The sequence below is a fragment of the Paenibacillus sp. JCM 9796 genome (assembly GCF_055379675.1).
On sequence record NZ_AP043723.1, the window covers coordinates 261,347 to 282,314 of the forward strand.

At 53.5% G+C, this 20,968-nt stretch carries 16 protein-coding genes and 1 pseudogene; 5 read left to right on the forward strand and 12 right to left on the reverse strand.

What is annotated here, in order from left to right; all coding sequences use genetic code 11:
• Positions 1 to 144 precede the first annotated feature (144 nt).
• The 4 genes and pseudogenes from ACZ439_RS01290 to ACZ439_RS01305 all read right to left on the reverse strand — a co-directional run bounded on the left by ACZ439_RS01290 (position 145) and on the right by ACZ439_RS01305 (position 4,769).
• Complete coding sequence (locus ACZ439_RS01290; protein WP_464620537.1) at positions 145 to 1,947, reverse strand: FTR1 family iron permease; 1,803 nt, start codon at positions 1,945 to 1,947, stop codon at positions 145 to 147.
• Positions 1,948 to 1,975: 28 nt separating this feature from the next.
• Positions 1,976 to 3,184: pseudogene (gene efeB, locus ACZ439_RS01295) on the reverse strand (iron uptake transporter deferrochelatase/peroxidase subunit).
• A 105-nt stretch (positions 3,185 to 3,289) separates the two neighbouring features.
• Positions 3,290 to 4,150 carry an iron uptake system protein EfeO gene (gene efeO / locus ACZ439_RS01300; RefSeq protein WP_127608933.1) on the reverse strand — a complete coding sequence of 287 codons (861 nt, stop codon included), beginning with the start codon at positions 4,148 to 4,150 and terminating at the stop codon, positions 3,290 to 3,292.
• 280 nt (positions 4,151 to 4,430) lie between these two features.
• A complete protein-coding gene (locus tag ACZ439_RS01305) occupies positions 4,431 to 4,769 on the reverse strand; it encodes a metal-sensitive transcriptional regulator (protein WP_230876248.1) in 339 nt (112 codons plus the stop codon).
• A 169-nt stretch (positions 4,770 to 4,938) separates the two neighbouring features.
• Here ACZ439_RS01305 and ACZ439_RS01310 point away from each other — a divergent pair, with 169 nt between their 5' ends.
• Positions 4,939 to 5,148 carry a hypothetical protein gene (locus tag ACZ439_RS01310; protein ID WP_054800488.1) on the forward strand — a complete coding sequence of 70 codons (210 nt, stop codon included), beginning with the start codon at positions 4,939 to 4,941 and terminating at the stop codon, positions 5,146 to 5,148.
• Between the two features lie 99 nt (positions 5,149 to 5,247).
• On the opposite strand, the gene ACZ439_RS01315 is transcribed toward ACZ439_RS01310, so the two are convergent.
• The 6 genes from ACZ439_RS01315 to glgB all read right to left on the reverse strand — a co-directional run bounded on the left by ACZ439_RS01315 (position 5,248) and on the right by glgB (position 14,949).
• Positions 5,248 to 6,933 carry a GAF domain-containing sensor histidine kinase gene (locus ACZ439_RS01315; protein WP_464620538.1) on the reverse strand — a complete coding sequence of 562 codons (1,686 nt, stop codon included), beginning with the start codon at positions 6,931 to 6,933 and terminating at the stop codon, positions 5,248 to 5,250.
• A gap of 174 nt (positions 6,934 to 7,107) precedes the next feature.
• The gene (gene ltrA, locus ACZ439_RS01320) at positions 7,108 to 8,274 is read right to left on the reverse strand and encodes a group II intron reverse transcriptase/maturase (RefSeq protein WP_464620539.1); all 1,167 of its coding nucleotides are present in this window, start codon (positions 8,272 to 8,274) and stop codon (positions 7,108 to 7,110) included.
• Between the two features lie 926 nt (positions 8,275 to 9,200).
• Positions 9,201 to 10,640, reverse strand: a complete 1,440-nt coding sequence (gene glgA / locus ACZ439_RS01325) for a glycogen synthase GlgA (RefSeq protein ID WP_141335679.1) — start codon at positions 10,638 to 10,640, stop codon at positions 9,201 to 9,203.
• Positions 10,641 to 10,714: 74 nt separating this feature from the next.
• Positions 10,715 to 11,824, reverse strand: coding sequence for a glucose-1-phosphate adenylyltransferase subunit GlgD (gene glgD / locus ACZ439_RS01330; RefSeq protein ID WP_164751902.1), 1,110 nt, complete (start codon positions 11,822 to 11,824; stop codon positions 10,715 to 10,717).
• Between the two features lie 7 nt (positions 11,825 to 11,831).
• Entirely contained in the window at positions 11,832 to 13,001 is a 1,170-nt protein-coding gene (locus ACZ439_RS01335; RefSeq protein ID WP_141335680.1) for a glucose-1-phosphate adenylyltransferase, read from the reverse strand.
• Entirely contained in the window at positions 12,994 to 14,949 is a 1,956-nt protein-coding gene (gene glgB, locus ACZ439_RS01340; RefSeq protein WP_464620540.1) for a 1,4-alpha-glucan branching protein GlgB, read from the reverse strand. Before glgB ends, ACZ439_RS01335 begins: the two co-directional genes overlap by 8 nt.
• 332 nt (positions 14,950 to 15,281) lie before the next feature.
• Between glgB and ACZ439_RS01345 the strand changes: the two genes are divergently transcribed.
• From ACZ439_RS01345 to ACZ439_RS01355, 3 genes are all read left to right on the forward strand, one after another.
• A complete protein-coding gene (locus ACZ439_RS01345; RefSeq protein WP_164751906.1) occupies positions 15,282 to 15,494 on the forward strand; it encodes a cold-inducible protein YdjO-related protein in 213 nt (70 codons plus the stop codon).
• Between the two features lie 312 nt (positions 15,495 to 15,806).
• Positions 15,807 to 16,670 (forward strand): class I SAM-dependent methyltransferase, encoded by an 864-nt coding sequence (locus ACZ439_RS01350; protein WP_054800273.1) that lies wholly within the window; start codon positions 15,807 to 15,809, stop codon positions 16,668 to 16,670.
• A gap of 3 nt (positions 16,671 to 16,673) precedes the next feature.
• A complete protein-coding gene (locus ACZ439_RS01355) occupies positions 16,674 to 17,363 on the forward strand; it encodes an RluA family pseudouridine synthase (protein ID WP_054798109.1) in 690 nt (229 codons plus the stop codon).
• A gap of 56 nt (positions 17,364 to 17,419) precedes the next feature.
• Here ACZ439_RS01355 and ACZ439_RS01360 read toward each other — a convergent pair whose 3' ends face one another.
• Both ACZ439_RS01360 and ACZ439_RS01365 read right to left on the reverse strand, forming a co-directional pair.
• Positions 17,420 to 20,062: a PAS domain-containing hybrid sensor histidine kinase/response regulator gene (locus tag ACZ439_RS01360; RefSeq protein WP_464620541.1), complete on the reverse strand. Its 2,643-nt coding sequence runs from the start codon at positions 20,060 to 20,062 to the stop codon at positions 17,420 to 17,422.
• Between the two features lie 127 nt (positions 20,063 to 20,189).
• Positions 20,190 to 20,609, reverse strand: coding sequence for a MarR family winged helix-turn-helix transcriptional regulator (locus ACZ439_RS01365; RefSeq protein WP_155615343.1), 420 nt, complete (start codon positions 20,607 to 20,609; stop codon positions 20,190 to 20,192).
• Positions 20,610 to 20,800: 191 nt separating this feature from the next.
• Here ACZ439_RS01365 and ACZ439_RS01370 point away from each other — a divergent pair, with 191 nt between their 5' ends.
• Positions 20,801 to 20,968 carry a hypothetical protein gene (locus tag ACZ439_RS01370; protein ID WP_164751901.1) on the forward strand — a complete coding sequence of 56 codons (168 nt, stop codon included), beginning with the start codon at positions 20,801 to 20,803 and terminating at the stop codon, positions 20,966 to 20,968.

Sequence of the window (20,968 nt, forward strand, 5' to 3'; positions counted from 1 at the left end):
GTCCTGCTTATCCATTACAATATACCATGAAAACGCTGACAGCGTAAATAGCCATGATTACATTTTGTTCTGTCCAGCAAACGTCTCTTGGTGATAAGGGGATCAAACGAAGGCAGCCGTTCCTTGAAGGAATGGCTGCCTTCGTTACGCCGGCCTGGACTCCAGGCCGGTCGTGCCGGCTTTGCGCTTGCGTTCGAACCTCACCAGCTGGATCACGATGAACAGCAATACGAGCAGCTGCGGAGCCAAGGTCTCCCATGTCGGATAGACGCCAAGCCCCGGGAAGGTCGGCAAGTAACCGGGCACATGAGCGGGTACTCGCCCGGCCACCTGCAGCGAGTGAATGCTCTCGCCGAGAAACTTAACGACCAGATAGTAAATAAGCAGCGTCGCCGTTAAGAAAAACGGTCGGACCGGCAGACGCACGATCCCTTTGACCAGCAGCACACCGAGTACGATCAGAAGCAAAGCTGCAGCGCCGATGCCGAGCAGCAGCTGTAGAGGCTCGATGGAAGGCGCCATCCCGATGTAGAAGATCGTTGTCTCCGCCCCTTCGCGCAAAATAGACAGAGCAGCAATATAGAACAGCGACCACAAGTTGCCGCTCGCCAGCGCAATGCCGATTTTGTCGCGGATGAACCGGTTCCACGATTCAGTCTGCGATTTGCTGTGCAGCCAGGCGCCAACCGTAAACATCAGGACGACAGATACAAGGCCCGTCACGCCCTCCAGCATCTCCCGGGTGCTGCCTGCCTCCGCGCTGGCGAACGCAAGCGTCAACACCAAGGCAAGAGCGCCGCTCACAACCAAACCCGCGACGGCCCCGCTCCAAATCCACTTCTGCTTGGAGGCGTTCCCCGTCCGGTGCACGAATGCGAGCAATGCTGTCAGCACGAGCAGCGCCTCCACCCCTTCGCGGAGCAGGATTAAGGCCGCGTCCGAAGCCGAATAAGCCGCGTTGGCCGTATAAGGCGCCAACGCCTGCTCCATCTCGATCAAGAGACTTTCGGCTTCTGCCGTTCTCGGAGGTTCCGACAACAGCAAGCTGGCGGATTGCGTCATTAACGTTTCAATACGCGTATACGTCTCCGGGGAGCGGGTTTGCACGCTGCCTTCCACCGCAGGCCATAGTCCAATAAAGCTTTGCAAGTCGTCCGTCGCCGTTGACACGCTGCCGTCACGCAGCTCGCGCTGAATGTTCTGCAGCAGTGCGAGCGCACCCGCAACGCTTTGCCCGCCGCCCGACGCCTGCGCCTGGACCGATTTGCCCTGAGCGTAATCGTCGACGAGCTTGATCAAGTCGGCGACGCCGTTCTTCGCCGCTTCCGCTCTCGGCGGTTCGGCCTGCAGCGCGATACGCGTCAGGCTGACTTTCGTTTCAATGCTGCCGTACACGCTTGTGTTATCGGAACGGATCGCGGCTTCGACTTTAAACCAATGATTGACGAACTGTTTGTAGTCCGCATTTGCCTTTGTCCATTGGTTTTGCCCGATTTCAGCCGATATTTGCTTCAGCATCGGCAGCAAAGACGCTGCCGCCTGCTTGCCTGCATCCGGATGCTGCTGCTTCTCGTAGGCAGCGACGTAATCGCCCGTCGCCTTCGCAAGCTGCGATACCGCTTGATAGGCGGCATCCGGCTTGATTTCCGCTTCGGCCAGCGCCGTCTTCGCCGCTGTCAAAGCGCTCGCGACCTGTCCGGCCAAATCCGAGCCCGGCGCTTGCAGCGCCTTCCACTCGGTGTCGAACAGCTCCAGCTCCTCGTTCGTTCTCGGCCAGTGGCGCTCGCCCGCTTCGACCAGCGCTCCCCCTACAAGCGGCAACAGCCGCTCGGGGCTCGCCTCTGCTGCCTGTGCTCCCCTGGATCCATACAGCCCCGTCAGCAGAAGGAGAACCGCAAGCACAGCTCCCCATTTGCTGCAGCCGCCGGCCAATCGATTATTGCTCATACGGATCACCTCGAATGTCTTTTCTCCACTAAAATAACCCATCACCGATATAACCGCCCGGCTGCACGCCCGGGAAACAGGCAAATACCGCGCTTCCCACATGCGATATGTATTCGTTCAGGGCGTCCATCTTTGCCAGTCGCTGCTGCATCGGAACAAATTGTTTGAAAATATCCCTCTAATAGCTAATAAACAGAAGTCCGGCATCCAACTGTCCGGTCTGCCTATCTATTCCGCTTGAATACGAGTAGGAGCGCCGCAAGATTTGCATTGAGCCGTCTCCGCGCGCAATCCGCACGTGAGCGTTGACCGGGATCACCGGGTCGCCGGCAGCCGTCTTCGCGTCAAGCTGCACCGGATCGAATTCACTCTTCGCCCCTAAGGGCGCACCGCTATCGCGATGACGGCCGAACGTCGCCTCTTGCTCGTTCAAATGCGTACGGTCCCACACCTCGACCCGTATCCGGATGCGCCGCACTACCATATAACTGCCGCCTCGCATCCACCCCTGTTCATCCGAAGGCTGCACCCAGACAACCTGATTCATCAGCTTCGCGTCCTTCGTATCGGGGTTGGCCGTTCCATCCTTGAAGCCGAGTAAATTACGCGGCGTATCGCCGCTGCCCGAAGCGGCAGCCGTGCGTTGAAAGCCTTCCTGTGTCCAGCGCAGAACGGCAGTGCCGCGAGCAATTCGCGCCAAGTTGCGCACTGCATGGAAGGCAACCTGGAGATCGTCCGCGCATACCTGCACCCCGATGTCCCCTCCGCACCATTCGGCGCGCAGCTGATCGCCGGGAAATCGCGGCAACTCGCCTAAGGCCGAGGGCCGTTTGGCCGCCAGCCCGAATCGGCTGTCGAACAGCGCAGGGCCTACGCCGAACGTGAACGTCAGCTTCGACGGGCTGAGCCCAAATGCCTCTCCCGTATCCGCCGGCGGCAGGTTGGGATTGCTGTTCTCGTCGCCGACAGGACGGCCTTCGGTCATACGGGCGGCGGCGTCCGTCCATTTCCGGAGCAACACCGGAAGATCCTCCGCCCGTGTCGTGATCAGATCGAAGGCGGCGAAGCAAACAAAGTTTTGCGAAGGGGTTACAATCCCGGCTTGAACATCTCCGTGAAACGGAATTTGCTCGTTCGAACGGGGTGCGGTGCGTCCCCTCCACATACCGGACTCCGCAAGCACGCTGCCGACGCCAGCCGAGCCGACCAGTAACCCGAGCCCGCCGACACCGGCCATTTTCAACAATTCCCTGCGGCTGACAACCGACTTCCCCGACTGGCCGGGTCCTCGCCCTTCGTCCGCAGGCGGCAACGGTTGTTGATTTCCGTTAAGCTTCACGTCTTAGCCCTCCAGTACTTTGCCCATCTGGGACAGCGGCTCGGCGAGCGCATCGAGTGCCTGGCTAAGCTTTTTTGTCTGATCCGGCGTCAATTCCGTATACAGCACATACCCGTCGCCTTTTTTATAAGGTGCCAACGCGGTGCTTAAATCGTTGAACCGGTCGGCGATTTGCTTTGCAAGTACGCCATCCTTTTTCTCCACTTCCGGCTTGAGGATGTCAAAAATTTTATTCGCCCCCTCAACGTTCGCGGCAAAATCGTATAAGTCCGTGTGCGAATACCGCTCTTCCTCGCCCGTCACTTTAGAGGAGGACACTTCATTCAAGAGCTCGACCGCACCGGTTACGAGCATTGACGTATCAATCTCCACATTCTCCACTTTAGCCCGCAGCAGCTTGCTGTCGCTCAGCAATTGGTCGGCGTAGATCTCCTGTCCCTTGGTCGTCTTGTCTGTCCATAACGCTTTTTCGATCCGATGGAACCCTCTCCATTCCTTCTCGTCGACGTCCCCTTCGCGTGCATCCAAGTTAGGATCCAGCTCCCCGAGCGATTCCGCGATCGGTTCGATCCGCTCGTAGAACATGCGGGTAGGCGCGTAGAGCGTCTGGCTCTTGGCCACGTCGCCCGCTTTGACAGCGGCTGCGAATTCGCCCGTAGATTTCACGAATAAGTCGCACTGCTCAATGACGTATTTGCGGTAAGTTTCGGCGGCTTGCTTCAGTGCGGCGTTGTCTGCGGCATCGGCGGGCTTCTTCGCTTCCGTCCCTTGCGTCGCCGCAGGCGTTGTTTGGGCAGCGCACCCGCCGAACAGAAGCGCTGACCCTAGTAAAACGGATGAAAGTATACAGCCTTTATGATTCATAACCTCATAACCCCCCACATATGATAATGATAATTATTCTCAAAATAAAATATCATAGAATACTGGGGCTGGCAAGTTGTTTAATGCTAAACTATTGAATGTTCAATTATTTGCCACAAGCAAGGTCAAGGTTGTATGATTGGTGGAGGCGCCCATTATCCCCTCTCTTGCTATGACAGCCGCGACTGAAACAGGAGCACCTCTTGCGCTGCAAATCAAAAAAGCCCGCGGCAACCCATGCGGACTTCTAAGAATTTCGATTGTCGTCAACCCGGCGCAGCTACTTCAGCAGCTTGTTCATCGTGACGAGAATTTCGTCGATGACCTCCCGGTCGCCCGACTGAATCCGTTCGACTACGCAGCTTTTCATATGCCCTTCCAGGAGCAACTTTCCTACGCCGTTCAACGCCGATTGAATGGCCGCGATCTGGTTCAACACGTCGTCGCAGTATGTATCTTTCTCGATCATCCCGCGAACGCCGCGAATTTGGCCTTCGATCCGGTTGAGCCGGGTGACGAGGTTGCTTTTCATTTTATCGGAGTGGTGGCTCTTGCGTTCGCTTCCGGCATCGGCGCTCCCGTTCTCCGTATGACATCCGTTCTGGTCTTGCGTCTCCATGGCCATTCCTCCTATCAACCTTCATTATAACCGCTCCCGAATCGAATTTGAAGCGTCCCTCCCGTGATACGGGAAAGAGTTGTCATATTCAATCCGATCCTCGCATATACTTAATCTCGCGTCCGTAAACAGGACGACCGAATAACAATAAGGGACAGGTGATACCGTTATGTGGGAAAGCGTATTAAAAATGCAGCAATTGGAAATTCAAATCAACTCCGGAGACAAGGCCGTCCGCTTACGCATCAGGGAGGAAGCGGCTGCGGCGTCGCCGAAGGCGCTGGAGCTGAGCCAATCGGAGTTATTCGAACTGATGCATACGTTCCTAACCATCAATCGCACATTCAACCAAGAAGTGATGTACTACGACGAAGCATAGATGCAGCGCCTCCAAACCGGATGAACCCGCCGATTTATAGATGGTCCTGAATTCCTGCACACCCTCCCGGCAGCCGTCTTTCGGACGGTTTGCTGAAATTCAGGGGGAGGGTATTGCATACTTATCCATCGCAAGCGTGAATGAAGAGCCTTGACCAACCTCCGATACATAATGAATGGAGCCGCCGTGCGCGGTGACGATTTGTTTCACAACGGCAAGACCGAGTCCGGTCCCCCCCATTTTACGGCGATCCGAATTGTCGACGCGGTAAAATTTCGTGAAAAGCTTCTCCCTTGCCCGCTCCGGAATTCCCAGCCCGTAATCGCGAACCGTAACGTGAATCCTTCCATCCTCTTCCATCAGCTTCACTTCGACCCGATCCGACTCCGGCGAGTATTTCACCGCATTGCTGATCAAATGAACAAGCGCCTGCTTCATCCGTTCCGGATCCGAAAAGACAAACAACGGGTTCGGGCCGGCTTGCAGCAGGATGCGGTGCGTCGCATGCTCCTTCCAGCCTTCGACGGCCTCGGCCGCAAGGCTGCGCATGTCCGTTGGCGAGAACGAATAACTTTGCTGCCCCGCCTCCATCCGCTGCAGATCCAGCAGATCGTTCAACAATAACGTAAGCCGCTTCGCTTCCCGGTGTATCGTTTGCAAATAGCTATGCCTCTTGTCCGCCTCCGGATTCCGTTCCTTGATGATTTCCGCGAAACCCATGATGCTTGTCAACGGTGTCCGCAGTTCGTGCGAAACGACGCTCATAAACTCGCTTTTCATCCGATCGATTTTCTCCTCGTCCGTCCGATCGCGAATGCCGATGTAATAGTGCTGCGGCGAGGTTTCCGTTAAGCCGATGACATATCCCGTCACCTCATAGACACGGCGCTCGCCGTCCTTCAACCGGTAATCAAGACGTTCGGCGAACAGCTCCACATGTCCGTTTAACAGTTGCTCAAGACGTTCAAGCAGCTGGGGGGAACGAGCCTCGCCGCTTTGCAGCAGGTGCTCGGCGAAAGCTCTGACATCCGGATAATGGGCCGGTTGAACGCGAAACCATTCCACCAGCTTTTCGTTATGCAGTACGATACGGCCGCTCCCGTCGCACAGCAGCCTTCCCTCCAAGCCCGACTCAAACGCTTGTCGGATCAATACCGCTTGAGACTCGCTCTTCGCGATCACCTGCTGCAGTCGTTCGGCCAGTAATTCCTTTTCCCGCAAGTCCCGGCGAAGCTCGATTTCGGTCACGACCCAACGGCCAAACTCGACAAGCCGGGCCAATTCGCGCTCTCCGATCGTTCGCGGCTCCGTATCGATGATGCACAGTGAGCCGAGAATGTTCCCCTTCGATGTCTGGATCGGGACCCCGGCATAGAAGCGGATCCCGTTCTCTTGGCGTACGAACCGGTTGTCCGCGAACCGCTCGTCCAGACGGGCATCCGTCACAACGACCGGTTCCCGTTCCGCGACCACATATTGACAGATGGCGGCTTCCCGCTCCGTCGAGCGGGAACGCTCTAATTCTTCCTGAAGCCCGAAGCACGACTTGAACCATTGCCGGTCTTCGGTAACCAGCGTAATTAAACAGGTCGGCACCTGGAACACGTCCGCAACCAATCGAGTAATCCGATCGAAGGCCGGCTCGCCGGGCGTATCCACGATATCTAAAGCATACAGCTCCTGAAGTCTTCGTCGCTCGTCTTCATCCGAGAACTTTACGATGTTCAACCGCACCCTCGCCCACGCACCCTCGACTTGAAATGTAGTCTTGATATTATTCGACACAATGCGGTCCAGCTCCTTCATCCATGCAGTAGGGTAAGACGGGGAATTACTTCCCCGGACTCCCCGTCAAACCGTGCATGCGGATTTCCCGCACACGGCTTTCCTTCGTCAGTTCCCCATCTTCAGGAGCGAGTCGTCTTCACCCGTCACCGGGCTGCATATTTCACACCTGAATTAGAAACGTGTGGTGAGTAGGTTTGTTAGAAATACCATGCCAGCTTCTTCCAACGCTTTGTTCGGAATAAGCCTGTTTGAAACCGTAGACTTCTTTTTCCGCATGAAAGCTCGTACTCTCATGCGTGACCATTCGTCTAGCCGCTGAAACTTGCTCTTTACGTTCCCAATCCCAAAGTAATTTCCAAATCCTCGCGACACTTCATTCAGCTTCTTGATCATTTCCTCAAGGTTGTTCCCTTGCTGCCTACGGGTGATCTTGCGGACTTTATCTTTGTACTTCTTTACTTTGGCGTCCGGCAAGATGAGATAATTCTTCCAGAAGTCGAACCCCAAGAAGCGGAACCCTTCGTCGAAATGCACCACTTTCGTTTTCTCCGGATGCATCCGCAGCCGCAGTTCTTCTTCCAGTATCGTCCTCGCCGCTCTATAGGCTTCTTCTGCCTGTTCCATTGTCTTGCAAAGAATGACGGCATCATCCGCATATCTGACCACGGCAAAGCCTCTCTCCTTCATTCCCCAGTCGAAATGATTCAAGTACAAATTCGCAAGCAGCGGACTGATGACACCACCTTGCGGGGACCCGACTTCCGTTTCATGGAACTGGCCATCTTCCATGACTCCCGCGGTAAGCCATCCGCGAATGAGCGTCAGCACTTTCCCGTCAGTTATTCGTTCACGTACCTTTTCCACCAGCATGTCATGCGGTATTTCATCGAAAAAGGACATGATGTCGAGGTCTACCACATAGTCGTATCCGCCGCGTTTTGCTCGCCGAATCGTATGAATCGCTTGGTGCGCGGAATATCCAGGTCTAAAGCCAAAGCTGTAGTAGTAGAAGTCCTGCTCGAAGATCGGCTCTATGATTTGGCGTACCGCCTGTTGGCATACGCGATCTCGAATGGTGGGAATACCGAGCGGTCTTTGCTTCCCGTTGTCCTTCTCAATGTAATGTCGCAGAACAGGGTCGGGCTCATAACGCCCTTGTTGTAGCAACCTTTGGAGCTCCCGTAGGTTCATACCCACATTCTTCTCGAACATTTCGATGCTTACTCCATCGATTCCGCCGCTTCCTTGGTTCTTCTTGACCGATAGCCACGCTTCGTACAGATTGTCCATTTGGTATACTTTGTCGATCAAGGAGTAGTATCTTCGTTTCGGTTTCATTGGTGTTTCACCACCTTTACCGCTACTCACCAAGCTGATCTTGTCCTTGCTACAAAGATCGATTCCTTGCTTGTTCAGCCCTTCGCGGCTGCGTATTAGGCTTTCGCCAATCGCTTCAACCTCGCAGTGCGTACTCAGGTCGCCAGCAGTCCTATGTCCTTTGAAGTTCTTTCGCCATCGGCGGGACGCACCCTCTTGGCACTGCCCTTCTGTTTAAGGCGCTTACGATCTCCATTCACTCGAACTCACAGACTTTGACGAAGCACGTTCCCTTTGCCTCTGTCTTCCCTCTTTTGAAGTGGAAGCAGGTTATGCGACTCGCAGTTTTCAAAGCTTACAACCGCTTCAAAAAAAAATCCGCGCATACTCATCCGAGTTTTCCCCTCCAGTCTGTTACCAGCTTTCATCGGCTCGGACTTACTCGCTACTATGGAACGATCCGCCATCTCGCAGCCCGTCGGCTTGGCTTTCCCCTTTGGGTTATACCTCCCCTACCTTGCCCGCGTTTGCGTCAAGGAGACTACGAGACTTCCCTCGGTCATCTGCACATTCTGTTCCATCCATCCTGACCCTAATCACGTCGATGAGCCTTGCAGGTCATATCCCTTTCGTGCTTTCCTGCAAGATATGCGCATTCGCACAGGTTTCCCCGTTTTCTGGGCGGGTCACCCAACATCGCCGCCACCTCTGGTTCACCGCATTCCGGGCTGGACTTTGCCTGTAGGCCCTTCAGATTCTCCCTCGCGAGAGACACCCTGCCAGTCCTTCTCCTTCCGGAGGTAGGACCTCTGCTTCGGCTACGGCACTTTAAAGGGTAAAGTTACCGAGTGGATTTGAACCACCTAGATTGTGCGACTGTGAGGCGCACCAAAAAACCAATGTCCATGCGGACATTGGTCGTTGATCGTTGATCGTTGATCGAGGGATTACACTTTCACGGATGGAACTAACGATTCGTACAAATCGATATATTGCTGGGCCGACTTGCGCCAGCTGAAATCTTTCTTCTTTATATTCGCCAGCAAATTCGCCCACACGTCCGGCTGCCGATACAACCTGACCGCACGGTCGATCGTATACAGCATGTCATGCGCGTTGTAGTTGGTGAACGTGAAGCCCGTGCCTTGTCCGGTCTCCTCGTTATACGGGCTCACCGTATCCTTCAAGCCGCCCGTCTCCCGTACGATCGGCACGCTGCGGTAACGCATCGCGATCAGCTGGCCGATGCCGCAGGGCTCGAATAACGAAGGCATCAGGAACATATCGGAGGCCGCATACACTTGCCGTGCAAGCGACTCGTCGAACAATATTTGCGCCGACAGCTTGTCCGGATTTGCGGCAGCCGCCCACCGGAACAGCTCCTCGAAGCGCGGTTCGCCCGTTCCGACGATGACCCATTGCGCGTCAAGCTGCATCAGTTCCGCGATGACGCGGTCGATCAAAGAGAGCCCCTTCTGATCGACCAAGCGCGTAACGAGCGCGATTAACGGCACCTCTTTGTTGACGGGCAGGCCAAGCCGTTCCTGCAGCTTCAGCTTGTTTTGCTGTTTTTTCGGGTAGGAGTCGCGGTATCGGACCTCGAGGTTTGGATCGGCCATCGGATCGAACTCTTCGTAATCCAGCCCGTTGATAATGCCTTGCAACCGGTGATTTTGGCTGCGCAGCAGACCGTCGAGACATTCGCCGTAATAAGGCGTTTGAATCTCCTCCGCGTAGGTCGGGCTTACTGTTGTCATATAATCGGAGTAAAGCAGCCCGCCCTTCAGAAAGCTGGCTCCGCCGTGCAGCTCCAGCGCATAACCGTGCAGATGCTCGTCGCCGAGCGCGAAGTAGTCCTTGAACGCCTCCTTGTCGAAGACGCCCTGATACTTGAGGTTGTGAATCGTAATGATCGTTTTGATGTGCGCGTACGGGGGCTGGTAGCTGAAATGAGCCCGATACAAGACCGGAATCATGCCGGTCTGCCAGTCGTGGCAATGGATCAAATCCGGTATGAAGCCGATGTGCGGCATCGCGTCCAGAACAGCGCGACAGAAGAACGCGTAACGTTCGGCGTCGTCCCCGTAACCGTAGCAGCCTCTGCGGCGATAGTAATATTCGTTATCGACAAAATAAAAGACGATACCCTCGTGCACCAGCTTCAAGATGCCGCAGTACTGCTTTCTCCACCCCATCTGAAGGTCGAAGGAGGCCACTTGCTCCATCCGTTCGACGTACTTGGCCGGAATGTCTTCGTATTTGGGTAAAATGACGCGAACATCCGCACCCTGCTTGACGAGCGCTTTGGGGAGCGAGCCGATCACGTCGGCGAGTCCTCCCGTTTTGACAAAGGGGACGGCTTCAGAGGCTGCAAATAACACTTTCATGGCTTCCTACCACTCCTTTATATAGAGCGCATCCGGCCGTGCGCTCGGTTGCAAAGGCCGGACGCGCCGATTTATTAAATCACTTTGGTTTTGGAAGCGATAAACGGTGCTTGTTTGTCTCCGGTAAGCACGCGGCCGCGATTGATGAACACGTCCTTGTCGAGGATAGCGTTCTCGATGATGACGTTCTCTTCAATTTCGCAGTTTTGCAGGATAATACTGTTTTTCACGTAGGCGCCTTTGCGAATCTTCACCCCGCGGAACAAGATACTGTTCTCTACCTTCCCTTCGATCATGCATCCGTTAGCGATCAAAGCGTTACGGGCGTGGGCGTTCTCGGCATACCGTGCCGGCGGTTCGTCCTTCACCTTCGTATAAATGAGATTGCGCTGGAAGAACAACTCTCGCCACACCTTCGGGTTGAGCAGCTGCATGCTGTGCTTGTAATAGCTTTGGATCGTATTCACAATACCTGTATACCCTTGATGGTGATACGCGTAAACGCTTAGTTTATCGATATTTTTCATAATGCCGTCGCGCACGAGATGATCGTAGCCTTGCGCCAGGCAAGATTCCACCATATCGAGCAGCAGCTCCTTGCTCATGATGTACATCTCCATGGAGATGTTGTCGGTGCGCAGCCGCCCGGACTGGTCCTCCATCAGCGTGACTTTTCCGTCATCCTTGACGGCCATCCGGCGGAATTTGGCGTATTCGGTTTCTTCCGCTTTCTTATAGACAACGGTAATGTCCGCATTTTTTTCCAAATGGTAATCGAGCACTTCGTTAAAATCGATATTGCACACCATATGAGAGCGGGTGATGAGCACATATTCCTCGCGTCCGCGGTAGAAATAATCGCGATGGTTGTAAAATTGGAACAAATCGCCGCGCGCCATACCGGTCGTCTCGTGCAAAACCGCGGGAAGAATGAACAAACCGCCGCGTTTGCGGTCCAAATCCCATTCCTTGCCGGAGCCGAGATGGTCCATCAGCGACCGGAACTTGTGCTGCGTGAACACCGCAACGTTGCCTATGCCGGAATTGACCATATTGGACAAGGCAAAATCGATCATGCGATAGCGGGAGCCGAACGGTACCGATGCGACGCAGCGCGAGTAAGTCAGCTCCTCCAGTTCATCCGGTTCGTTCACCAAGTTGATTACGCCCATCAAACGTTTCATACGCCCGTCATCCTTTCACCGAGAACGAAGTGTTTTTGCCAATGTACTCGTTGCTGCCGATTAATACGATGGATTCGTCGCCTTGCCCCTCCGGACTGCCGACGACCGCACCGTCCTCGATGACCGTTCCTTCGCCAATAATCGCTTTGTGGATACTCACATTGCTGCCGATCTTCACGTTCGGCATAATAACCGAATCGCGGACAAGGCTGCCTTCGCCCACCTGAACGCCATAGAACAAAACAGAGTGATCGACTTCCCCGAACACCGCGCAGCCTTCGTTGACGAGCGAGCGTCTGACCTGTGCGGTCGGCGCGATGTACTGTCCCGGCTGGAACGGATTGACCGAGTAGAAGCGCCATTCGCGATCGTTCAGATTAAACTCGGGCTCATCCTCAAGCAAATCCATATTCGCTTCCCACAAGCTTTGAATCGTTCCGACGTCCTTCCAATACCCGTCGAACGGGTAAGCGAACATCTTCTGTTGATCCCGCAGCATCGCCGGTATCAAATCTTTGCCGAAGTCTTTGCTTGACTCCGGATCCACTTCGTCTTTGATCAAGTAAGACTTAAGCACCTGCCAGTTAAATATGTAAATGCCCATCGAAGCCAGGTTGCTCTTCGCTTCCTTCGGCTTCTCGGCGAATTCGGTAATCCGCTGCTCCGCATCGGTGCTCATGATGCCGAACCGGCTCGTTTCTTCCCATTTCACTTCAATGACGGCGATGCTTGCGTCCGCGTCCTTGCTCTTGTGGAAGTCGAGCATCAGGTCGTAATCCATCTTGTAGATGTGGTCGCCGGAAATGACGAGCACATATTCCGGGTCGTATTGATCGATGAACGGAATATTCCGGTAAATGGCATTGGCCGTTCCTTTATACCAATCCCCGCCGCTTTGCTCCATATACGGAGGCAGGACGGTTACCCCGCCGTGCTTACGGTCCAAGTCCCACGGCGTGCCGATGCCGATGTACGTATTCAGTACGAGCGGTTGATATTGCGTAAGCACGCCCACGGTATCGATTCCAGAGTTCGTGCAGTTGCTTAGCGTGAAATCGATGATGCGGTACTTGCCTCCGAAATGCACCGCCGGTTTGGCCAACTGTGTCGTCAGCACGCCCAACCGTCTTCCTTCGCCTCCTGCAAGCAGCATGGCTACACATTCTTTTTTACGCATCGGTTTGACCCCTTCCCCGCTTCGCATTCGTTGCTTTACGATTGACAATCTTGATCGGTTTGAAAATGACCGTGGCCAGCGGAGGCAGCGCTACATGCAGGCTGTCCGGATGACCATGCCACGCTAACGCTTCCGTCTTCAGCCTGCCGGGGTTCAGCTTGCCAGAACCGCCGTATTCGCCGGCATCGCTGTTGAATTGCTCGACATACTCTCCAGCGAACGGGACGCCGATTCGATATTTCGCATGGTACACCGGCGTAAAGTTGGTCACGATGACAAGCGCATCCTCCGGCTTGCGCGACTTCCGCATAAACGTCGTGACGCTTTGCGCCGCGTCGTTCGGGTCGATCCAGGCGAACCCATCGGGCGAGTGGTCGAGTTCCCACAACGCCGGCTCGCGCAAGTACAGATGATTCAAGTCGCGTACATAACGGTGCATGCTGCGATGGCTGTCATAAGCCAACATCTCCCAATCGAGATCCTCGAGATCCTTCCATTCGTCGAATTGGCCGAATTCCCCGCCCATGAACAGCAGCTTTTTGCCGGGATGGCTCATCATGTAGCCGTATAAGGCGCGAAGATTGGCAAACTTTTGCCAGTAATCCCCGGGCATTTTATTTAATAACGATTTCTTTCCGTGCACAACTTCATCATGAGACAGCGGCAGCACGTAGTTTTCGGAGAAGGCGTACATGAAGCTGAACGTCAATAAGCGATGACTCCCGCCGCGGAAGTACGAATCGGTTTCCATATACTTGAGCATGTCGTTCATCCAGCCCATGTTCCATTTGTAATTGAAGCCAAGTCCGCCTTCGTGCACCGGAGCGGTGACAAGCGGCCAGGCGGTGGAATCTTCCGCCATCATCAGCGCGTTCGGATAATAACTGAATACCGTATGATTCAGCTTCTTCAAGAATTCGATGGCATCCGGATTCTCGTCCCCGCCATGGGCGTTCTTCACCCACTGATCGCGCGGCTTGCCGAAATTAAGATAAAGCAAGCTTGCGACCGCATCCACGCGCAGCCCGTCAATATGGTACGCGTCCATCCAGAAAAGCGCATTGGAGATTAAAAAATTCACAACTTCACGTTTGGAAAAATCGAAGGTCAGCGTGCCCCATTCCGGTTTCTCGGCCAGGCCCGGATCGTTGTACTCGAAGAGCGGTCGCCCGTCGAACTGGCGAAGCCCGTGCTCGTCTTTGACGAAATGGCCCGGCACCCAGTCCATAATGACGCCGAGACCGGCGTTGTGGCAGCAGTCGACGAAATACATGAACTCGTGCGGCGTACCGAATCGGCTGGTAACCGAATAATACCCGGTAGCCTGATACCCCCAGGATCGGTCGTAAGGATGCTCGGCCAGCGGCATCAGCTCCAGATGGGTGTACCCCATATCCTTCACATACGGGACGAGCTCATCAGCCAGTTCGCGATACGTGTAATAGGCGCCGTCCGGCTTCTTTTTCCAGGTGCCCAGATGTACTTCGTAGATGTTCAGAGGAGATTCGTAGACGGAAGCGCTCTGCTTCCGGTCCTGCCACGCTTGATCCGACCAAGCGAAATCGCCCAGATCGAATACGCGCGAGGCGGTGCCCGGCTTCAGCTCGGACCAAAAAGCGTACGGATCGGCTTTATACAGGAGCGCCCCGTCGGGGGTAAGGATTTCGTACTTGTAATACTCGCCGGGTCTGACCCCGGCAATGAACGTCGACCAGACGCCCCAAGTGCTCACCTTATGCATCGGATGTCTGGTTCCGTCCCACTCATTAAAGTCGCCGACAACGCGAACTTCACTCGCGTGAGGGGCCCATACGGCAAAACGGACGCCGACGGTTCCGTCCCATTGCGTGACATGAGCGCCGAGAAGCTTGTAGCTCCGATGCAAGTTGCCTTCATGAAACAGATACAAGTCCTCCGGACCGGGGATTGCGGTGTTCAAAGTAGACATCCCCCTCAAATAAAGTATTCTGTCACTATTACACAAATACTACATGACAGCTAGAAAATCCTTTCCGTTTAGTAAAAATCTTCTAGAAATTGTTTCGAGTCTCTGCCGGATGGCGAATAGCGGGAATGGAGGAGCGGTGTTGGAGGATGGGGACGGGCTGCCCGATGGATGACGAACGGCGGACAAACGACGAAAACCGTCATGGTTGGCGTAAAGAAACCCGTTGTTGGGTTTCGGCTGTTTTTCTTGCGTTTTTTTTCGCGCAGGTACTGGCATAAACCATCCAACCTCGGTTAAAATACAGAGGTTTGGAGAGGAGGTGTCACAACAAGATGCAGCAGAACAACGAACAGAAACCGGAACTCAAACCGACCGTGATTTGGAAATGCAGGGATGCCTCCTGTAAAGCCTGGGTTCGGGAAGATTTCGCGACCGGCACTTACCCGCCTTGCCCGATTTGCAAAGGAGAGACGATTCGAAGCTATAAACATTTACCGGCGGTGGCGATTAAAAAACCCAGAAAATCAAAAAAGGTCTCCCCTTAGTTGACGGGAAGACCGGGAACCAGCCTTATTTATTTGTTCTTCGATTTGTTGCTTGATTCCGCTACTTCGGAGTCCTGGTTGTTGCCTGGTTGGGACTTTTTACCATTGTTATTGGCGTTGTCACGAGACATACCTGTTTGCCTCCCTTCGATTCGATGCCCTTCAGTATTTCCTCTGCCCAAGAGGGCTATTCGAGTGGAATTGCGTCTCTCCTTCATGTAAAATAGATAGAATGGCGCAAGCTTCGCAGCGGTTGACGCATGACCTGAAACTTGCCATACATATGAGAACGCAAAGGATGGACGAAGACGCATGTATGCAGCTCAAGATTGGAAAGATTACGAAGTGATCGATACCGGAGACGGAGAAAAGCTGGAGCGCTGGGGGACGGTCGTTCTGCGCAGGCCTGACCCGCAAATCATTTGGCCTCTGATCAAAGAAACGGGCGAGTGGCGCCAAGCGGACGCGCATTATCACCGGAGCTCGAGCGGCGGCGGCCAATGGGAGTACAAGAAGCAAATTCCGGAGCGGTGGACGATCTCGTATCGCAACCTCTCTTTCCACATCAAGCCGACCGGCTTCAAACATACCGGACTGTTCCCGGAACAAGCGGTCAACTGGGCGTGGATGATGGATAAAATTCGCGGCGCAGGCCGTCCGATCCGCGTGTTGAACCTGTTCGCCTACACCGGCGGCGCCTCGGTTGCCTGCGCGGCGGCCGGAGCCGAGGTTTGCCACGTGGACGCTTCCAAGGGCGTCGTCCAGTGGGCCAAGGAAAACCTGCAGCTGTCCGGCCTCGGCGACCGCCCGGTACGCTTCATCACCGACGATGTATTCAAGTTCGTGCAGCGGGAGCAGCGCCGCGGAAGTAAATACGATGCGATCATTATGGACCCGCCTTCCTACGGACGCGGCCCGAACGGCGAAACGTGGAAACTGGAAACCAACTTGTATCCGTTCGTTGAATCTTGCATGAGCATCTTAACGGACAAGCCGTTGTTTATGCTGATCAATTCGTATACGACCGGCATCTCGGCGTCCGTGCTCAAGAATGTGCTGTCGCTATCGCTTGGACGCCGGTACGGCGGCACGATCACCTGCGGCGAGATCGGACTTCCGATTACCGCTTCCAAGCTGATGCTGCCGTGCGGCATTCTGGGACGCTGGGAGGCTTAACGAATGGCCGGTGTTCCCTCTATCCCCGTGTTATATGAAGACAATCATGTGATTGTCGTCATCAAACCGCCGAACTTGCCGACACAGGAAGACGATTCGCGGGATCCGGATTTGCTAAGCTTGATTAAAGCGGACCTGAAGGTCCGGCACCGAAAGCCGGGCAACGTGTATCTCGGTCTGGTGCAGCGGCTTGATCGTCCCGTAGGCGGAGTGATGGTGTTCGCCAAAACGTCGAAAGCCGCCTCCCGGCTATCCGATGCGGTACGGACGCGGACGATTCGCAAGCAGTATCGCGCCGTCGTGAACGGCAAACCGAAGGAACCAAGCGGAACGTTGCGCCACCATCTGCTGAAAGATTCACGCACGAATATGGTTAAGGTCGTACCGGCCGACAAGGAAGGTGCCAAAGAGGCGATTCTCGATTACCGGATCGTCGGCTCTCAAGACGGCCTGTCGCTCCTCGAGATCGAGCTGCATACCGGCCGGCCGCACCAAATTCGGGTGCAGTTCGCCGCAATCGGCTGCCCCTTGGTCGGCGACCAGCGCTACGGCGGCGCTTCGGCAGTCCCCGGCCAGCAGATCGCGCTCTGGTCGGTAAGCCTTGCGTTCGAGCACCCGGTAACGAAAGAGGCGCTGCGCTTTCATTCGCAGCCGCCGACAGCCTATCCGTGGCTGCTGTGGGAGCAACGGTAGCTCGATGTCTGCGCCGCTCCGCTCGCGGTTCTGACCCCTGAAAAATAAACACATACCTAACGAGGTATGTGTTTATTTTTATAGAATTGTTCCATCAGATTCGAGACAACATCACATTTAATGGGCTTACTTATGTATTCATCCATGCCAGCGGCTAAACATTGTTCGCGATCGCCATTCAGCGCATTGGCGGTTACGGCGATAATGTAAGGGCATCGTTCCGGCGGCAGCGATGCTTTTATCGATTTTGTGGCTTCCAGACCGCTCATCACAGGCATTTGAATGTCCATAAAAATAAGATCATAGGTCTCGCGGGCGACAGCCTGGATCGCCTCTTCGCCATTCTCAACAATGCTGGCGCGATAACCGAGACTTTCCAGAATCCTTTGCAGGACCAGCTGATTGATGACGTTGTCTTCTGCAATTAAAATGTTCAGAGGCTGTCGAACATAATTATCCTCCTCTATAGACGGATGCTGCTGCAGCGACTCCTTATCGCCTTCCGCCTTAACCATAACCGTAAATACAAAGGTTGCCCCGGATCCATGCGTAGGCTCAATCCATATTTCCCCGCCCATCAGATCGACGAGCCTCTTGCTAATCGCCAGGCCTAACCCGGTTCCTTCCGGTTTGCGGTTCAAGAAGTGATCTATCTGGTAAAAGGGCTCAAACAACCGATGGATCTTATCTTCCGGTATGCCGATTCCGGTGTCCCTAATCATAAATTGAAGCTGCACCTGATTCCGGGCTTCCATTACTTTCTTCACGGAGATGGTGATTCCGCCGCTATACGTGAACTTGATGGCATTGCTGATCAAATTCAACAGCACTTGCCTCAGCCTGTTCGAATCTCCGATAACGGTTTGAGGAACTTGGGGATCGATGAATACAGTCGATTCCAAATTTTTTGCAAGCGCTTTTGAAAGCAGGACGTCAAGCGTCTCGGAAATATTGTCCTGCACACTAAAAGGCTCTTCCGCCAGTTCCGTCTTGCCGGCTTCAATTTTGGAGAAGTCCAGAATATCGTTGATCAGGGCTAGAAGTGTATGTCCGCATTTGCTTATGATTTCGACATACTCTTGTTGTTGAGCGTCGAGATCCGTCGTTTCTATAAGCAGGTCTGTCATCCCGATAACACCGTTCATGGGCGTGCGGATTTCGTGACTCATCATAGCTAGAAACTCGCTCTTTGCTTTATTCGTGCTTTCCGCCGCTTCCTTTGCGATTAACAGCTTTTTCTGTTCGGTTATATCCTTGGCAATAATATAATAGCCAACGGTTTCCCGATTGATGATGATGGGGGCAATGGTTGTTATCAGCTCCACGACATGACCAGCTTTATGTTTGAATTTATCAATGTGTTTTTCTGCGAATGTATGGTTAGCGGAATCTAACAATATTCTTTCCAGATTGCGGACCCCAATGAAGGCTGCAATCTTCATGCCGATCATCTCATGAACACTATAGCCGGTCAGCTGTTCGGCCCTTACATTTGTGTTCGTGATCTTGCCGTTCAAATCAAATGAAATGACAGCATCGTGGTTATATTTTTTTAATGAGGTATATCGTTCAATGGTCTCTTGCAGTTTTAATTCGATAGTTTTACGTTCGGTAATATCCTGGATAATTCCTTTTACGATCAGGGGACGACCGTGATCATCAAATGAAACAGATACGCGAATATGCAAATATTTGGTCGAGCCGCCAGGGTTCAATTGACGAAATTCCGAGCTGAAATCATGACCTTGGAAGGCTTGTTCCATGCAAGCTGCAAACCGCTGCCGATCGTCCGGATGAATCAGAGACGCAACATCGCTTGGAAGAAGTTCATTTTTGTTCAGGCTGAATATTTCATAAGCTTGATCCGATAATGAAAGTTTATTGCAGGAGATATTCCATTCCCAGCTTCCCACCAGCGCAATGCGCTGTACCTCGGCAAGATTATCCTCGTTTCTCTTTCGTTCTGTTATATCGCGGGCAATCCCCAAAATTTTTTCAATTTGGCCGTGCTCATTCCTGATCGTTCTAAGCGTGGATTCAAACCAGATATAGCTGCCGTTTTTATGACGCACCCGGTAGGTAATGACATCGTTATCGGATAGAGACATCGTCCGCAATTTTTCCAGGTCGTCAGGATGATAAAAGGCAGGGCTGCTTTTTCCAATAACCTCTTCCGGCTCGTAACCTAGTATTTCGCGAATGGAGGGGGAAATATATCGGGTTATTCCATCCGGCGTGTTGTACGATATAATGTCTAATGCATGTTTCGTTATCAGATTGTACAATTCCTCTGTTGCAAGCAATTTCTGTTCGGCAGCTTTTTTCTCAGTAATGTCAATAATATGGGAAATGAAATAGAGGGGAGTTCCATGCGGTTCTTCGCGAACAAGCGAAACATGCAGGGACGTCCAGAGCTCGCTGCCGTTTTTTTGGACATACCGTTTTTCCATTTCGCGATTGGATGAGCCCCCGTCCAGCAGCTCATCGATGAAATCGTCCGTCCTTTGCAAATCATCCGGGTGGGTGATGTCCCTAATGGTAAGCTCAAGCAATTCTTTTTCCGAATAACCCATAATTTTGCATAAAGCGGGATTCACCTTAATCCATGTTCCGTCCATGGACACCAAGGCGATGCCGATTGGAGCAAAGGTGTATGCTTGCTCAAAATAAGTATGGTGATCGAGTTGTATGTTCCGCATACAAAGATCCTCCCGTTCAAATGTAGTACGTTATATTCAGGCCCAATACGAAGCAGACCTCCTCGCCATGTCGGCACGGGAGGTCTACTTCGTATTCGGCATTCGTATATATACAAGGGCACAACTGTTAGGCGTTCGCCACTTTACCGAGCAAATACACGAGCAGTTGCTGATTGTGCGATGAAATCCGGCTTAAATATTGCTGCAGAAACTGTTCGCGGACTTGCACGCCGCGTTCACACTCCGTCCGTCCGTGCTCCGTTAAGATTACCCAAACAATGCGCCGGTCTTTCTCGTCCCGCTCGCGGGCGATCAAGCCGCTCTTCTCCATCCGATCCAGTAGCGTTGTAATCGCCGCAGGCGTCGTGGCCAAATAATCGATAAAATCGGACGGCTTCATCTTCGTCTTACCGGCGACCTGCAGCAGCTCGAGCACGGTTAATTGACCTTCTGTCAGCGAAGGCGCCAGCTCTGTTTCCATATGCGTGCGGAGGTCTTTGGACAATTTCCACCATAGTTTGGCGAATTCTTGAGTTATCACTACCATCACTCCCGAGAATCCTATCGTTTTCCTTATTATAACATCTCTTCCTGTCCTATAAAAGGTTAATCACCTAAATATTTTATGACATGAAACGATAAATTCGGGTACCATTTGACGGGCTTCAACATATCATGCAGCAGAGGGCGATCGCCCATAGGGGCAGCTTGTCAATCCTTGTAGCAAGGAGGAACATTATGGAGGACTGGAAAACAAAAATCGGAGAAATCGCTTTGCATAAAGGCATCATTAAAGACCCACACTGGCTGGATCGCTTGGACGATCCGATGCCGGTGTGGGCCGTGTTGGAGCTGATGCTTGAATTGTTGGAACGGGTGGAACCGACGTACTCGAGTTACGATTAA

Coding starts and splice junctions, on each gene's coding strand:
- ACZ439_RS01365 (WP_155615343.1), bottom strand. CDS start 20,609: ATGGTAGTGATAACTCAAGAATTCGCCAAACTATGGTGGAAATTGTCC.
- ACZ439_RS01345 (WP_164751906.1), top strand. CDS start 15,282: ATGCAGCAGAACAACGAACAGAAACCGGAACTCAAACCGACCGTGATT.
- ACZ439_RS01310 (WP_054800488.1), top strand. CDS start 4,939: ATGTGGGAAAGCGTATTAAAAATGCAGCAATTGGAAATTCAAATCAAC.
- ltrA (WP_464620539.1), bottom strand. CDS start 8,274: ATGAAACCGAAACGAAGATACTACTCCTTGATCGACAAAGTATACCAA.
- glgB (WP_464620540.1), bottom strand. CDS start 14,949: ATGTCTACTTTGAACACCGCAATCCCCGGTCCGGAGGACTTGTATCTG.
- efeO (WP_127608933.1), bottom strand. CDS start 4,150: ATGAATCATAAAGGCTGTATACTTTCATCCGTTTTACTAGGGTCAGCG.
- ACZ439_RS01355 (WP_054798109.1), top strand. CDS start 16,674: ATGGCCGGTGTTCCCTCTATCCCCGTGTTATATGAAGACAATCATGTG.
- ACZ439_RS01290 (WP_464620537.1), bottom strand. CDS start 1,947: ATGAGCAATAATCGATTGGCCGGCGGCTGCAGCAAATGGGGAGCTGTG.
- glgD (WP_164751902.1), bottom strand. CDS start 11,824: ATGAAACGTTTGATGGGCGTAATCAACTTGGTGAACGAACCGGATGAA.
- ACZ439_RS01305 (WP_230876248.1), bottom strand. CDS start 4,769: ATGGAGACGCAAGACCAGAACGGATGTCATACGGAGAACGGGAGCGCC.
- ACZ439_RS01335 (WP_141335680.1), bottom strand. CDS start 13,001: ATGCGTAAAAAAGAATGTGTAGCCATGCTGCTTGCAGGAGGCGAAGGA.
- ACZ439_RS01370 (WP_164751901.1), top strand. CDS start 20,801: ATGGAGGACTGGAAAACAAAAATCGGAGAAATCGCTTTGCATAAAGGC.
- glgA (WP_141335679.1), bottom strand. CDS start 10,640: ATGAAAGTGTTATTTGCAGCCTCTGAAGCCGTCCCCTTTGTCAAAACG.
- ACZ439_RS01350 (WP_054800273.1), top strand. CDS start 15,807: ATGTATGCAGCTCAAGATTGGAAAGATTACGAAGTGATCGATACCGGA.
- ACZ439_RS01360 (WP_464620541.1), bottom strand. CDS start 20,062: ATGCGGAACATACAACTCGATCACCATACTTATTTTGAGCAAGCATAC.